Annotated in this window: 13 protein-coding genes; 7 read left to right on the forward strand and 6 right to left on the reverse strand. The window is 59.8% G+C overall.

The annotated features are described in order from the left end of the window. Positions 1-61 precede the first annotated feature (61 nt). Positions 62-622 carry an NADPH-dependent FMN reductase gene (locus AC1ROI_RS22080; RefSeq protein ID WP_083376880.1) on the reverse strand — a complete coding sequence of 187 codons (561 nt, stop codon included), beginning with the start codon at positions 620-622 and terminating at the stop codon, positions 62-64. Between the two features lie 175 nt (positions 623-797). Between AC1ROI_RS22080 and AC1ROI_RS22085 the strand changes: the two genes are divergently transcribed. Continuing rightward, on the forward strand, positions 798-1,058 hold the full coding sequence (locus AC1ROI_RS22085) for a hypothetical protein (protein WP_010459809.1): 261 nt from the start codon (positions 798-800) through the stop codon (positions 1,056-1,058). 88 nt (positions 1,059-1,146) lie between these two features. Next, complete coding sequence (locus AC1ROI_RS22090) at positions 1,147-2,040, forward strand: LysR substrate-binding domain-containing protein (protein WP_010459807.1); 894 nt, start codon at positions 1,147-1,149, stop codon at positions 2,038-2,040. On the opposite strand, the gene AC1ROI_RS22095 is transcribed toward AC1ROI_RS22090, so the two are convergent. The 3 genes from AC1ROI_RS22095 to dnaQ all read right to left on the reverse strand — a co-directional run bounded on the left by AC1ROI_RS22095 (position 2,006) and on the right by dnaQ (position 5,852). Beyond that, positions 2,006-2,620 carry a GNAT family N-acetyltransferase gene (locus AC1ROI_RS22095; protein WP_010459805.1) on the reverse strand — a complete coding sequence of 205 codons (615 nt, stop codon included), beginning with the start codon at positions 2,618-2,620 and terminating at the stop codon, positions 2,006-2,008. The genes AC1ROI_RS22090 and AC1ROI_RS22095 overlap by 35 nt on opposite strands. 14 nt (positions 2,621-2,634) lie before the next feature. Continuing rightward, positions 2,635-4,890 (reverse strand): Orn/Lys/Arg family decarboxylase, encoded by a 2,256-nt coding sequence (locus tag AC1ROI_RS22100; RefSeq protein WP_102594390.1) that lies wholly within the window; start codon positions 4,888-4,890, stop codon positions 2,635-2,637. 203 nt (positions 4,891-5,093) lie between these two features. Then, positions 5,094-5,852: a DNA polymerase III subunit epsilon gene (dnaQ, locus tag AC1ROI_RS22105; RefSeq protein WP_010459800.1), complete on the reverse strand. Its 759-nt coding sequence runs from the start codon at positions 5,850-5,852 to the stop codon at positions 5,094-5,096. A 190-nt stretch (positions 5,853-6,042) separates the two neighbouring features. Here dnaQ and AC1ROI_RS22110 point away from each other — a divergent pair, with 190 nt between their 5' ends. Continuing rightward, positions 6,043-6,345, forward strand: a complete 303-nt coding sequence (locus AC1ROI_RS22110) for a DUF2388 domain-containing protein (protein ID WP_049870729.1) — start codon at positions 6,043-6,045, stop codon at positions 6,343-6,345. A 138-nt stretch (positions 6,346-6,483) separates the two neighbouring features. Here the strand turns inward: AC1ROI_RS22110 and rnhA are convergent, their stop codons facing one another. Next, entirely contained in the window at positions 6,484-6,936 is a 453-nt protein-coding gene (gene rnhA, locus AC1ROI_RS22115) for a ribonuclease HI (protein ID WP_008152099.1), read from the reverse strand. Between the two features lie 92 nt (positions 6,937-7,028). Continuing rightward, complete coding sequence (locus tag AC1ROI_RS22120; protein WP_010459795.1) at positions 7,029-7,787, reverse strand: class I SAM-dependent methyltransferase; 759 nt, start codon at positions 7,785-7,787, stop codon at positions 7,029-7,031. Positions 7,788-7,852: 65 nt separating this feature from the next. Here AC1ROI_RS22120 and gloB point away from each other — a divergent pair, with 65 nt between their 5' ends. From gloB to AC1ROI_RS22140, 4 genes are all read left to right on the forward strand, one after another. Beyond that, a complete protein-coding gene (gene gloB, locus AC1ROI_RS22125) occupies positions 7,853-8,620 on the forward strand; it encodes a hydroxyacylglutathione hydrolase (RefSeq protein WP_010459793.1) in 768 nt (255 codons plus the stop codon). A gap of 99 nt (positions 8,621-8,719) precedes the next feature. Next, on the forward strand, positions 8,720-10,174 hold the full coding sequence (locus AC1ROI_RS22130; protein ID WP_010459791.1) for a transglycosylase SLT domain-containing protein: 1,455 nt from the start codon (positions 8,720-8,722) through the stop codon (positions 10,172-10,174). A gap of 362 nt (positions 10,175-10,536) precedes the next feature. Beyond that, positions 10,537-12,345, forward strand: coding sequence for an extracellular solute-binding protein (locus AC1ROI_RS22135; RefSeq protein ID WP_370655179.1), 1,809 nt, complete (start codon positions 10,537-10,539; stop codon positions 12,343-12,345). Beyond that, positions 12,342-14,183, forward strand: coding sequence for an extracellular solute-binding protein (locus tag AC1ROI_RS22140; RefSeq protein ID WP_010459787.1), 1,842 nt, complete (start codon positions 12,342-12,344; stop codon positions 14,181-14,183). The genes AC1ROI_RS22135 and AC1ROI_RS22140 overlap by 4 nt, the downstream gene beginning before the upstream one ends. Positions 14,184-14,187 lie beyond the last annotated feature (4 nt).

A 14,187-nucleotide genomic window follows, 5' to 3' on the forward strand; every position in this document is an offset into this window, starting at 1 on the left:
ATGCAGTAAAGCAAAGACTGAACAACCTGGCAGCTGCTACAGGGGATGTGTTGCGTTCAGGTCACTCTTTCTTATGCTGCTCGACCCATTTGCCATACGCATTGATGAAATTCTGCAAGAACGGCCTCACCGATTCGGACAATTTGCCCGACTCATCGAACGCCGAACCTGCGCCCCCCAGATAGGCTTCCGGCTGCTGCATGCACGGCACGTCCAGAAACACCATTGACTGACGCAAGTGATGGTTGGCCCCAAACCCGCCGACAGCCCCCGGCGAAACGCTGATCACCGCCCCTGGCTTGCCGCTCCAGGCGCTCTTGCCATAGGGACGCGATCCCACGTCAATCGCATTCTTCAGCGGTGCCGGCACCGAGCGGTTGTATTCAGGGGTGACGAACAGCACTGCGTCGGATGAACTCACTTGTTGTCGGAAAGTGCTGTAGGCTGCCGGCGGTGAAGTCCCATCGATGTCTTCGTTGTAGAGCGGCAGATCGCCGATTTCGACGATGGTGAGCTTGAGATTGGCAGGCGCCAGGTCGGCCAGGGCGAGCGCAACCTTGCGGTTGATTGATTCCTTTCTCAAGCTGCCGACCAGTACGGCGATCGTGTAGACGTTGCTCATTGAAGACTCTCGACTGTTCGATGGGAAAGACTTGTAGTTATAGATGACGATTCACCCAGTGGGCTGTTGAATTCACCGCCCCTGACTATTTTTTTCCTGTAGGAAAACTTACTTCGCTTAACCACGGTCTACAGAACCGCAAATTGAGTGATTTATCTCCAGAGGTTCTAAGCAGATGGCAGCAGTACTCGTCGATCAGTTCCATGCAAGAGACGCGGAAGGCCGCGTTTATTCCGTGCATGAGTTCCAGGAATCCACCCCGTCGGCAGACGGCCTCGGCGACACGAAGCCTGTCACCACCTATAAGCTGGCCATTGGCGATCGCGTCAAGAAGCTCGATGACAACCAGTTTCTGCTGATTCAGTCGGATGTCACCATCGTTCGCGAACCCGACACTTACGTCGGCATCCGGCCGGAAATCACCACCGCCTCATAACCCCGCGTTATGAGCAGAAGTCATATGCGCGCACTTGAGTTAGGATTCAGTCACTGACTCCCTCACCTGCTGAACATGGACTTCACGCATGCGTTTACGTCATATCGAAGTGATCCACGCGCTCTTGCAGACCGGTCATCTGGGCACCGCCGCCGAATGGCTGCAGTTGCCGGTGGCCGAGGTCGAAGGCATTTTGCGCGATGCCGAGGATCAGTTGGGATTCATGCTGTTTTCCAGCGTGCGTGGACGTTTGCAGGCGACGCGCGAGGCGCGGGAGCTGCAGGTTGAAATCGCCCGCGTGTATGACGCGCTTGAACCGGTCCAGCGCCTGGCCAGCAGCCTCAAGCAGTATCAGGCGCACCCGCTGCGCATCATCTGCACCCCGCCGCTGGCCCAGCAGTTATTGCCCCACAGCATCGCCGCCCTGCGCCGACGCCTTCCCGATGCGGCTTGCACCCTGCTGAGCCAACCCACCCGCGAGATCGTCAGAAGCCTGCTGCTGCGTGAAAGCGATCTGGGGCTGAGCCTGCACGATCCCGACCACGCCGACATCTATTGCCAAGTGATTGCCCAAGGCAAGCTCCAGCTGTTGGCGCCCCATGGCTGGCTGCAACCGAAACAGAAGTACATTTCGTTGCAGGATCTGGCCGGCCAGTCGATGGTTGGCCTGGAAGGTCATGATCCGCTAAGCCCGGCGCTCGATAACAAATTGCATGCCTTGCGCCCTGCCCCGGTCATCCAGACGCGGGTGCAGACTCATCAGATGATGCGCAGCATGGTCGAGGCCGGCGAAGGCCTGGCGATTGTCGACCCATTCACCGCCCTTGGGGCCAAGTCGAGCGGCCTGGATGCCTGCCCCTTGGCGCCTGCGGTGCCGATCAGCCTCTATGCCCTGACCCTGAAGAACGGCGAGCCCATGCCCGCCGTTCAGGTGCTGCTGGACATCCTCACGGAACAAGCCGTGGCGATGTTGTCGAGCTGAGCGGGTTTTCCAGCGGATTATCGAACAGGCGATACCAGAACAGCGCGACTTCGGCGGTGTTCGGGTCGATGCCGCGATAACGCAGATGATCGATCCCGCCTATCACGAAACCACAGCGCTCATAGAGTCGACAGGCGCCCAGATTGTTGTTCTGGGTTTCGAGCATGATGCCCGGCAACTTCTTCTTGCGACTCCAGAACTGCGCCACATCCAGCAACGCCTTGGCCACACCGTGACGGCGCGCTGGCGCATGCACGGCCAACTCATCGATATGGGCAAAGCCGTTCCAGTTGGTGCTGACCACCAGATGACCGACGGGCTCGTCATCGAGATAGGCCATGAACACCGCACTGTCGGCGGCATCGCGAAAACTGCTGAACTCCTCGGGATCAATCCCGTAGCACTTTCGATAAGGGGTGATCGGCGTGACCCGCCACTGCTCCACCGGTTTGCCGATTTCAGCTGCACCATAGGCCGCGACTTCAAAACTGAAATCGCTGCCCCAGATATAGGGCGCAAACCCCTCATCGGCGACACGCACCGAGAGACCTGGGTATTTGGGATTCATGATCGGTTGCATGCTGGGAAAGGTCCTCATTCCTTGATGCAATCGACGGTGTAATGCCGTCCATTGCCCTCGTCTTCGTGTTGCAGTCCGTGCACATCAACGACAAACCCGGGGAAGCTGCTGTCAAACGTGCGAGCAAACGACAGGTAATCGATGATCGACCGGGTCGACTCGGTGAACCGCTCCCCCGGCATGATCAGCGGGATGCCGGGTGGGTACGGCACCAGCATCACCGCGGCAATTCGCCCTTCCAGGGCATCAATCGACACTGCCTCCACCTCTCCCCGCACCAAATGATCATAGGCGTCAGCCGGCTTCATGGCGATTTCCGGCAACACGGTGTACATGCGCTTGAGGTGTTTGGCCGTGGCATTGCTGCGATAACAGGCGTGCAGTTGATCGCACAGATCCCGCAAACCCATGCCCTGATAACGCGCGACGTTCTGTTGCGCCACGCATGGCAGGCACGACGCCAGACTGACATTGGCGTCGTAACTGCGCTTGAACTCCAACAATTCGGTCAGCAACGTGCTCCATTTGCCCTTGGTGATGCCCATCGAGAACAGCACCAGGAATGAATAGAGGCCGGTCTTCTCGACCACCAGCCCGCGCTCCCAAAGGAACTTGCTGACCACCGCCGCCGGAATCCCGCGTTCGCTCAGCGCGCCGCCCGCCGTCAGGCCAGGCATCACCAAGGTGACTTTAATCGGATCAAGCAACACGTAATCGTCAGTCACCCCACCAAAGCCATGCCAGTCGGCGTCGGGTTGCAGCAGCCAGTCTTCGGTGACCACGCGCTCGATGCCTTCCACCGACGGTGGCTGCCAGATGGAAAACCACCAGTCGTCCGCAGCGATGTGCTGGCGCAGATTGGCCAGCGCCCGGCGAAAACTCAGGGCTTCGTCGAACATTTCCTGCAACAGCGAACGCCCGGCCGGGCCTTCCATCATCGCCGATGCCACGTCCAGCGAAGCGATGATGCTGTACTGCGGCGACGTCGAGATGTGCATCATGAACGCTTCATTGAAGCGATCGCGATCCAGTTGCCGCGCACCTCCGTCCTGGACATGAATCATCGAGGCCTGGCTGAACGCGGCCAACAGTTTGTGTGTGGAATGCGTGGTGAATACCAGCGGGCTGTCTTCGCTACGGGACGTGCCCATGCCATAACGACCGGCGAAAAACTCGTGGAACGCCGCGTAGGCGTACCAGGCCTCGTCGAAATGCAGGACCTCGACGCTGTTGCCCAGGCTCTGCTTGATCAGTTCGGCGTTGTAGCAAAGGCCATCGTAGGTCGAATTGGTCACCACGGCCAACTTGACCTTGAGCTCACGCCCCTGGGTCAGCGGGCTGGCGTCGATCTTTGCCTGAATCGATTCGCGGCTGAACTCGCTCAGCGGAATCGGTCCGATGATCCCCAGTTCATTGCGCTCCGGGCACAGGTACAACGGAATCGCGCCGGTCATGATGATCGAGTGCAGTACCGACTTGTGGCAGTTGCGGTCCACCAGCACCAGGTCATCTCGAGCGACCATCGAATGCCAGACGATCTTGTTGGCAGTCGAGGTGCCATTGATCACGAAAAAGGTGTGATCGGCGCCGAAATTGCGCGCAGCCCTGGCTTCCGCCTCGGCTAACGGACCTGTGTGATCGAGCAAGGAGCCCAGTTCCGGCACCGAGACTGACAAGTCCGAACGCAGGGTGTTTTCCCCAAAAAACTGGTGGAACGCCTGGCCAACCGGACTCTTGTGGTATGCCACGCCGCCGCCATGACCGGGGGTGTGCCAGGAATAATTGGAATCGGCGGTGTGTTGCACCAGTGCCTTGAAAAAGGGCGGGAGCAAACCATCCAGGTATTTACGGGCCGCCCGGGCCACTTGCCGCGCCAGAAAGGGCACGGTGTCTTCGAACAGATAGAGAATGCCGCGCAGTTGATTGAGTTCGGCCATGGCATCGGCCGGGGCGTTTTCCAGCGTGACCTGCTCGCCCAGCGCAAAGATCGGCAAGTCCGGCGCCCGCACTCGCGCCAGGCCGATCAGCTCGGCCATATTGTGTAACAAATGAGAGTGGGCGCTGGCGTCTTCGGCGGCGATCAACATGCAGGAAAGGCCGTGATGGGTCGAAGCGACCAGCCGCCCTTCGGTGTAGTCCACCGCCGAAACGATGCTGAAGCCTTCCTGCTCCAGTTCCCGGGCGATGCCACGCACGCGATCACCGGCGACGGTGTCGGCCTTGATGTCGCGATGCACGATCAAGACCGGGAATTTCAAATCTTTATACATGAGGCTCAGTGTCCTGAGGCTGCAGACCGTGGCCTGCCAATATGCTCAGGGTAGAGGGTTGAAGTGGATGTGGCGAGCGACGATGCCCTGAAGCGGGTCAATGAGTGCACCATCATGTGGCCATCAACTCTCCAACATTCAGCAGGACTACTTGTGGCAAGGAAGCTCCCTCGCCACAAAAGCCCTGTTACATCTAATTCGCCTCAAGCCTGCGCCTTGGCCTCGACCAACTGCTGCCACAGCGACGGGGCGCCGGCGGACTTGGCGATGGCTTCCAGGCGTGCCACGTGCCGGGCCAGGTCATCTTCGCTGGCGGGGATGATCCGGGTCGGCTGGCGGTCGGCCGGCAAGCGGCGGATTTCGGTGGCGGAGTTGTCAGCGCCTTCGCCGGAACCGTTGCCGTCGGACGCATTACCGGCCAGTGACAGGCTGGTCTGGCCGCCGGTCATGGTCAGGTAAACGTCGGCGAGGATCTCGGAGTCGAGCAAGGCGCCGTGAAGTTCACGGCCAGAGTTGTCGACACCATAACGTTTGCACAACGCATCGAGGCTGTTGCGCTGCCCCGGGTGACGTTCCCGGGCCATCATCAGGGTGTCGAGGATCGAGCAGTGTTGCGTGATGTCCGCACGGTCGTGCTGGCCCATCAGGGCGAATTCGTTGTTGATGAAGCCAACGTCGAACGCCGCGTTATGGATGATCAGCTGTGCGCCTTTGATGAATTCGAAAAACTCATCGGCCACTTCAGTGAACCGCGGTTTGCCCACCAGGAATTCGTTGGTAATGCCGTGGACGCCGATGGCGCCTTCGTCACTCTCGCGATCCGGTTGCAGGTAAACGTGGAAATGCCGGCCCGTCAGGCGCCGACCGATCAACTCGACACAACCGATTTCGATAATCCGGTGGCCGTCGGTCACCGGCATGCCGGTGGTTTCGGTATCGAGTACAACGGATCTGGTGGCCATCAGTGCTCAGCTCTCAACGGGTCAATCGTGCAAAAGCGGCGATGTTAACACGCTCGCGGGATCCGGCGCGCGCACTGCCAGGTGACGGGCGCTCATGCAGTTTTTAACAATCATTAGCAATGTTCATAAAGTCTGGAAACCGATGGATTGCTAGCGTGCACCCCTTGCTTACCCAAGGTTTGAAATCGTCATGAAGACTGCACGGCTGGTTTTATTGAGTACCTGTTTGCTGGGTTCCGGCGCCCACGCCACCAGTTTTGTCATCAGCACAGACGTCACCGTCAGTCTGACGATGAGCTCCACCAAAGGCACCAGTGGCTCATTCAGCGACGACAAGATCGTACTGGCGGCCAAGGATGATGCGGCAGCGTTTGTGGCGAGCGAGGGGGTGATTCGCGGGGCGCGGATCCAGGCGGCGTTTTTGCGGATTCGCGGGGTGGTCAACGAACCGTATTCAGACCAACAACTGGCCACCGCGATCTTGATGCTGTGACGCCCCGCAAGAGCGAAGCTTGCTCGCGAAGAACGATAACCCGGTCTCTCAGTTACACCGCGGCGCTTTCTTCGCGGGCAAGCCTCGCTCCTGCATGGTTCTCCGGCAGACAGTGCTCGCGAAGGGCGGCACTACCGATCAAGCCTGCTTGTACCCGCGCACTTCATCCACGCCACGGTTGGCCAGTTGGTCAGCCCGTTCGTTGCCATGATGGCCGATGTGCCCGCGTACCCATTTCCAGGTGACGTTGTGGCGGTTGACCTGCTCATCCAGCAGTTTCCATAGGTCAGCGTTTTTGACCGGTTCCTTCGCCGCCGTTTTCCAGCCACGCTTCTTCCAGTTGTCCATCCACTCGTTGATGCCTTTCATCACGTACTGGGAGTCGGTCACCAGCAGCACGTCGCAGGAGCGCTTGAGTTCTTCCAGGCCACGAATCGCGCCCATCAGCTCCATGCGGTTGTTGGTGGTGTTGGCTTCGCCGCCCCACAGCTCCTTTTCAATGCCTTTGCACACCAGCAACGCGCCCCAGCCGCCAGGGCCAGGGTTGCCTTTGCAGGCGCCGTCGGTGAAGAGTTCTACGCTATCGCTCATGCCAATCTATCCAGAAAATGCGGTGGCTCGCCGATCAGTGACCGACGATGCCCGAGGCCGGGGCGAACCCGGCCGGGAAAATAAAGAGTGTATTACGGCTCGATGTTACGACGGTTGACCTTGGCCATCGGCAATGGAATCAGCTTGCCCATCGGTTCGCGCCGCTCCTGACGGACGGGTCGCAGGCCAACAACGATCTTGCGCGCCACCAATAAATAGAAGCCGCCGCCCGACAGTTGCCAGTCACCGGCCTTGCGCTCCCAACCGGCCAGGCGAGCCTGCCAGGCGGGTGACGCAAGCGGCGGACGATAGCACCCGAAGCGGCGTTTCTCCAGCGCGAAGCCCAGCAGGTTCAGCCAGTCGCCGACCCGCGACGGTGAGATGCAGCGCGCCTTGCGCAAGCCGTCGTGAGCGAACACATGGCGCAAGCCCCAGCTGCTCCAGGGGTTGATCCCGATGATCAGCAGATGCCCGCCGGGCCGCACGCTGCTCGCGGCTTCACGCAGCAAGCCGTGGGGCGACAGGCAGAAATCCAGGCCGTGCTGCATCACCACCACATCAGCGGCATGCTCGCTCAACGGCCATGCCTGCTCTTCGCAGACGATCTCGACCCCCGGCAACGGCGCGCCAAGTCGCACATTGCGCTGAACCTGGGGTGCCGACGGCGGTGTCTGGGCCGACGGGCCGTAATGCACCAGATAGCCACCGAAGAAGCGGCCCAGCTCGTCTTCGAGCATGCGCCGCTCTTCGTCCAACAGAAATTGCCCGATGGGCCCGGACAGCCATTCACGGGCCGCGCTGATCAAATTCAGCCACTCAGGATCGGCCTGAGCGAACGCTTTATCGGTCATTGCATTCTCCAACGCGCCAGGAAGTTCTAAGATGCGCCATTGTTTTCCGCTTGGCGAATCCGACGATGATACAGATCAGTGCCCTGCCCGCCTTCACCGACAACTACATCTGGTTGTTACAGGACCACAACACCCAGCGCTGCGCCGTGGTCGATCCGGGTGATGCCGCGCCCGTGCAAGCATGGCTGGCGGCGCATAAGGGTTGGGTACTGAGCGATATCCTGATCACTCACCATCATCATGATCATGTCGGCGGTGTCGAGCAGCTGAAAAAAGCGACAGACGCGAAAGTCTATGGTCCAGCCAGCGAAACCATCCCGGCGCGAGACGTGGCGCTCAAGGACAACGACCGTGTCAGCGTGCTGGGCTGGGACTTCGACGTCTATGCGGTTCCCGGACACACCCTGGGGCATATTGCCTATTATCACCACGGCCTGCTGTTCTGCGGCGACACCCTTTTCGCCGCCGGTTGCGGACGCTTGTTTGAAGGCACGCCCGAGCAGATGCACACCTCGCTGAGCCGCCTCGCTGCGCTGCCGGAAGATACGCTGGTCTATTGCACCCACGAATACACCCTGAGCAATCTGAAATTTGCCGCAGCGGTCGAACCCGGCAATCCTGACACCGCCGCACGTCTGGAAAAAGTTACCGAGCAACGTGCGGCCGGAATCATGACGCTGCCCTCTACTCTGGCGCTTGAAAAACTGACCAACCCCTTTTTGCGTGTCGACGAAACATCCGTTAAAGAAAAAGTGGACGAACGGAATGGAACCCAAAACCGGTCTCCGAGTGCGGTCTTTGCTGCTCTTCGGGCTTGGAAAGATAAGTTCTAAGTCGCCGCCCCGTTGGTACAAAAATTCTGAATGGTTGACCGCAGAGGGTGCGCTTTCTAGAATCGCCCGACATTTTTGCCCGGAACTTACTTCCAGCCAATGTCGTCATCTATTCGTAAAGCCATCAATTCAGACGCATTGACCCGCTTGGCTCAAGCCATAGCGGTGGCTGTGTCCGCCACTCTGGCGGGCTGTTCCAGCCATGTGCCGCAGACCGAAGCGACACACACTCCGAACATCGCCGCTCGCGCCAAGCAGAAACCTATCTGGCTCAGCGAAAAGCCGACTCCACAAATTCCACAGGATGTCTGGGAGCGCATGCGCCAGGGCTTCCAGTTGCAGGACAACCTGGGCGTCAACCCGCGCATCGAGCAACAGCGCCTGTGGTTCGCCAGCAACCCGTCCTTCCTTGAAAACGCCGGTGAACGCGGCAGCCTCTACATTCACTACATCGTCGAACGCCTTGAAGAACGCAACATGCCGCTGGAACTGGCGCTGCTGCCAGTGATTGAAAGCGCCTACAACCCGATGGCCTACTCCCGGGCCAATGCGGTGGGCCTTTGGCAATTCATTCCTTCCACCGGCCGTTACTTCAACCTGCGTCAGACCCGCTTCTATGATGGCCGTCGCGACATCACCGCCTCGACCACTGCGGCCATGGATTACCTGACCCGTCTGCACGACATGTTCAACGGTGACTGGTTGCTGGCCCTGGCGGCCTACAACGCCGGTGAAGGCACGGTCAGCCGTGCCATCGAGCGCAACGAGAAGCTGGGCCTGCCGACCGATTACTGGAACCTGCCGCTGCCAGCCGAAACCCAGGCTTACGTGCCCAAGCTGCTGGCCTTGTCCCAGGTTGTGCTGGCCCCCGAAGCCTACGGCGTGAACCTCAACCCGATCGCCAACGAACCTTATTTCCAGGTCGTCGAAATCAACCAGCGCATGGACCTGTCCAAGGTTGCCGCGGTGGCCAACATCGACGAAGACGAGTTGTTCCAGCTCAACCCGGCCTTCAAACAGCGCACCACCATCGACGGCCCCCAGCATTTGCTCGTGCCAACGTCCAAGGCGCAGTTGCTGACCGCCAGCCTCTCGACAATGCGTCCTGAAGAGTTGATCAGCAAGAAGTCGCTCAAGCCGGTCTTCGAAGGCGCCGATGAATCCGAAGTCGCCAGCCTGAAACGTGCCTACCGCGTCAAACGCGGCGACAACCTGGCCGCCATCGCCAAGGCGAACAAGGTCGCCGTCAAGGACCTGCAGCGCTGGAACAAGATGACCGGCAAGAACCTCAAGGTCGGCCAGACCCTGGTGATGCAGGACACTGCCAAACGTAGCGGCGGTCGCGTCAACACCGTTGTGGCGGCGAACAGCAAGACCAACAGCAAAGCCGACAAACAGAAGCCGCAGACCCAATACAAGGTCAAGCAAGGCGATTCGCTATACATGGTCGCCAAACGCTTCAACGTTGAAATGCAGCACCTCAAGCGCTGGAATCCGCGTGTTGGCCAGGCGCTCAAGCCTGGGCAGATGTTGACGGTGTCTTCGCCGCGCTAAAAACGAGCCCCTGAATCCAGGGGCTTTTTTTCGCCTGCAATTTGAGCTCTGCTGGAATCGGGGGATGCATGGGAACTGTGGCGAGGGAGCTTGCTCCCGCTCGGCTGCGAAGCAGTCGTAAACCCTGAACATGCGGTGTGTCAGGAATTATAAAAATTTTCAGGTTTTGGGGCCGCTTCGCAGCCCAGCGGCAGCAAGCTCCCTCGCCACAGGCACAGCACCTGCCGCATCGTCACCTCGGCAATTAACAGCGCATTAACCCCCTGTCTTTTTCCTGTCGATACAAGCTGTTACTGTACGGCCCACAAAGCCCAAGCCGCCTGGATCGGATCTCTGACTTGAAGCGTCCCCTCCTCCTCTTCCTGATCAGCCTGGCCTTGAGCTCCACCGCAAGCGCGACGATCAGCGAAAGCCATGGTTATGCGCAGTTCGGCACGCTCAAGTACCCGGCCAGATTTACCCACTTCGACTGGGTCAACCCGCAAGCGCCCAAGGGCGGTACGTTGCGGGTGATGGCGTTTGGCACCTTCGATACGCTCAACCCCTACACATTCAAGGGCTCAAGCCCGGTTTCCACCGCCAATTTCCTGCAATACGGCATCAACGAGCTCAACGAACCGCTGATGGTCGGCACCGGTCAATACGCGCCGTCCGGCGATGAGCCGACCTCCAGTTATGGCCTGATCGCGCAATCGGTGGAGTACAGCGAGGACCGCAGTTGGGTGGTGTTCAACCTGCGCCCCGAAGCGCGCTTTCACGACGGCACGCCGATTACCGCCTACGACGTGGCCTTTTCCTACCGCTTGCTGCTCAAGGAAGGTCACCCGCAGTACCGCACCAGCCTTCAGGAAGTGTTGCGGGTCGACATCCTCAACCCGCAGCGCATTCGATTCGTCTTCAAGCGGGCCGGCAATCCGTTGCAGATCCTGCGCCTGGGCGAATTGCCGGTGCTGCCGCAGCATTACTGGAAAGGTCGCGACTTCAAGGCTACAACCTTCGAACCGCCGCTGGGCAGCGGGCCTTATCGCATCACCTCGGTGACGCCAGGACGCCAGATCATTTTCGAGCGGGTCAAGGATTACTGGGGCAAGGACCTTCCGGTCAATCGTGGCAAGTACAACGTCGACCGCATGGAAGTCGAGTTCTACCGCGACAGCGATGTGGCGTTCGAAGCCTTCAAGGCCGGCGAATTCGACATTTACATCGAGCACCAGGCGAAGAACTGGGAAAACGGTTACAACTTCCCGGCCGTCCGTCGTGGAGACGTGATCAAGGCGCAGATCCCGCACCAGATCCCGACCCAGACTCAGGGTCTGTTCATGAACAGCCGGCGCCCGATCTTCTCCGAGACCAAAGTCCGTGAAGCCATGGGGCTGATGTTCGACTTCGAGTGGACCAACCGCACGCTGTTCAGCGGCGCCTACAAGCGCGCCATGAGTTACTACCCCAACAGCGAATTCTCCGCCACGGGCCTGCCGGTCGGTCATGAATGGCTGTTGCTCAAGCCCTATCGCGAGCAATTGCCCGCCAAGCTCCTCACCGAGCCGTTCAGCCTGCCAAAGACCGACGGACGCGGCATCCCTCGGGAAACCATGCGCAAGGCCCTGGCGCTGCTCGCCGAGGCCGGGTGGAAGCTCAATGGACAACGGATCGAGAACGCCAAAGGCCAACCGCTCAAGCTCGAGATCCTGCTGGTCAACCCGAACCTGGAGCGCATCCTTCAGCCTTACGTCGAGAACCTCGCCAACATTGGCATCGATGCGCGGCTGCGCACAGTGGATCGCGCGCAGTACAAACAACGCCTCGATCAGTTCGATTTCGACATGATCCTGATGACGCTCAACCAGACCCTCAGCCCGGGCCTGGAGCAATGGCAGTATTTCCATTCCGGCCAGGTCGGGGTCAAGGGCAGTAAAAACTACGCCGGCATCGCCAACCCGGTGGTCGATCACCTGCTCGAACAATTGCTCGCCGCGCAAACCCGCGACGAACAAGTGGCCGCCGGCAAAGCCCTGGACCGGGTCTTGTTGTGGCAGCACTACATGATTCCCAACTGGTACCTCAATTATCACCGCCTGGCCTACCGCAACCGGTTCGCCTTCGTCACCACGCCGCCCTATACCCTGGGCCTCTCCGCGTGGTGGCTGAAATCTTCGGAGAAAGATCGATGAAGCCCCTATGCGCACTGCTGATGCAGGCCAGCGGTCTGCTGTTCGCCGGGCTGGCCTGCGCCGCCCCGCAACACGCCGTGACCCTGTACAACGAGCCGCCGAAATATCCGGCCGACTTCAAGCATTTCGACTACGTGAACCCCGACGCCCCCAAAGGCGGAATCTTTCGCCAGGCCGGGTTCGGCGGCTTCGACAGCCTCAACCCGTTCATCAGCAAAGGCGTACCGGCCGACGACATCGGCATGATCTACGACACCTTGGCCAAACAGGGACTGGACGAACCGTTCACTGAATACGGGCTGGTCGCCGGCAAGATCGAGAAAGCCCCGGACAACAGCTGGGTGCGCTTCTACCTGCGTCCTGAAGCGCGCTTCCACGACGGCCATCCGATGCGCGCCGAAGACGTGGTGTTCAGTTTCCAGATGCTGACCAAAGAAGGCGCCCCGCTCTATCGCGGTTACTACAGCGATGTCGAGGAAGCGGTCGCCGAAGACCCGCTCACCGTGCTGTTCAAGTTCAAGCACAACAACAACCGCGAACTGCCGCTGATCCTCGGCCAGTTGCCGGTGTTGCCCAAACACTGGTGGGCCAATCGCGATTTCAACAAAGGCAACCTCGAAATACCGTTGGGCAGCGGCCCCTACAAGGTGACCGACGTGAAGGCCGGGCGTTCGATCCGCTACGAGCGGGTCAAGGATTACTGGGGCAAGGACCTGCCGGCCAACCGTGGTTTCTACAATTTCGACGTGATGACCACCGATTACTACCGCGACAACACGGTGGCGCTGGAAGCCCTCAAGGCGGGGCAGTTCGATTACTGGCTGGAAATGAGCGCGAAGAACTGGGCCAACGCCTACAACATCCCGGCGGTCACCGAAGGCCGATTGAACAAGGAACAGATCCCGAACGGCAACCCGACCGGCATGCAAGGCTTTGTGTTCAACCTGCGCCGTCCGGTGTTCCAGGACGTGCGCGTGCGCCAGGCATTTACGTTGCTGCTGGACTTTGAATGGACCAACAAGCAACTGTTCAACGGCGCCTACGTGCGTACCCGCAGTTTCTTCGAAAACTCGGAAATGGCCGCGACCGGCCTGCCCGACGCCGATCAGCTTGAAATTTTGAGTCCGTTCCGCGGCAAGATCCCCGAGCAGGTATTCAGCGAAGCGTTCCAGAACCCGATGACCGACGCCAGCGGCATGATCCGCGCCCAGCAGCGCAAAGCCTACCAACTGCTGCAAGAGGCGGGCTGGCGGATCGTCGACGACAAGATGGTCGACGCCAACGGCAAACCGGTGACCATCGAGTTCCTGTTGGCCCAGACCGAATTCGAACGCGTGCTGCTGCCGTTCAAACGCAACCTCAGCGACCTGGGCATTGACCTGGTGATTCGTCGGGTCGATGTCTCGCAGTACATCAACCGCGTGCGTTCACGAGACTTCGACATGATCGTCGGCAGCTTCCCGCAATCCAACTCGCCGGGCAACGAGCAGCGCGAGTTCTGGATGTCCGCCGCGGCCGACAAACCCGGCAGCCGCAATTCCATGGGCCTCAAGGACCCGGTGGTCGATCAACTGGTCGAACAACTGATCAACGCCGATTCGCGCAAAAGTCTGGTGGCTCATGCCCGGGCACTGGACCGCGTGCTGCAATGGGGCTATTACGTGATCCCCAACTGGCACATCAAAACCTGGCGCGTGGCGTACTGGAACCACATCGGTCGCCCGAAAGTCTCTCCCAAGTACGACATCGGCACCACTACCTGGTGGGTCAAGCCTGATGCGAAACCTGCGGTAGAAGTCGAAACCAAACTGCAAGCCGACCCTGCGGGCACGGAGTAATCAG

Source organism: Pseudomonas sp. GW823-FHT02C02 (assembly GCF_058797635.1).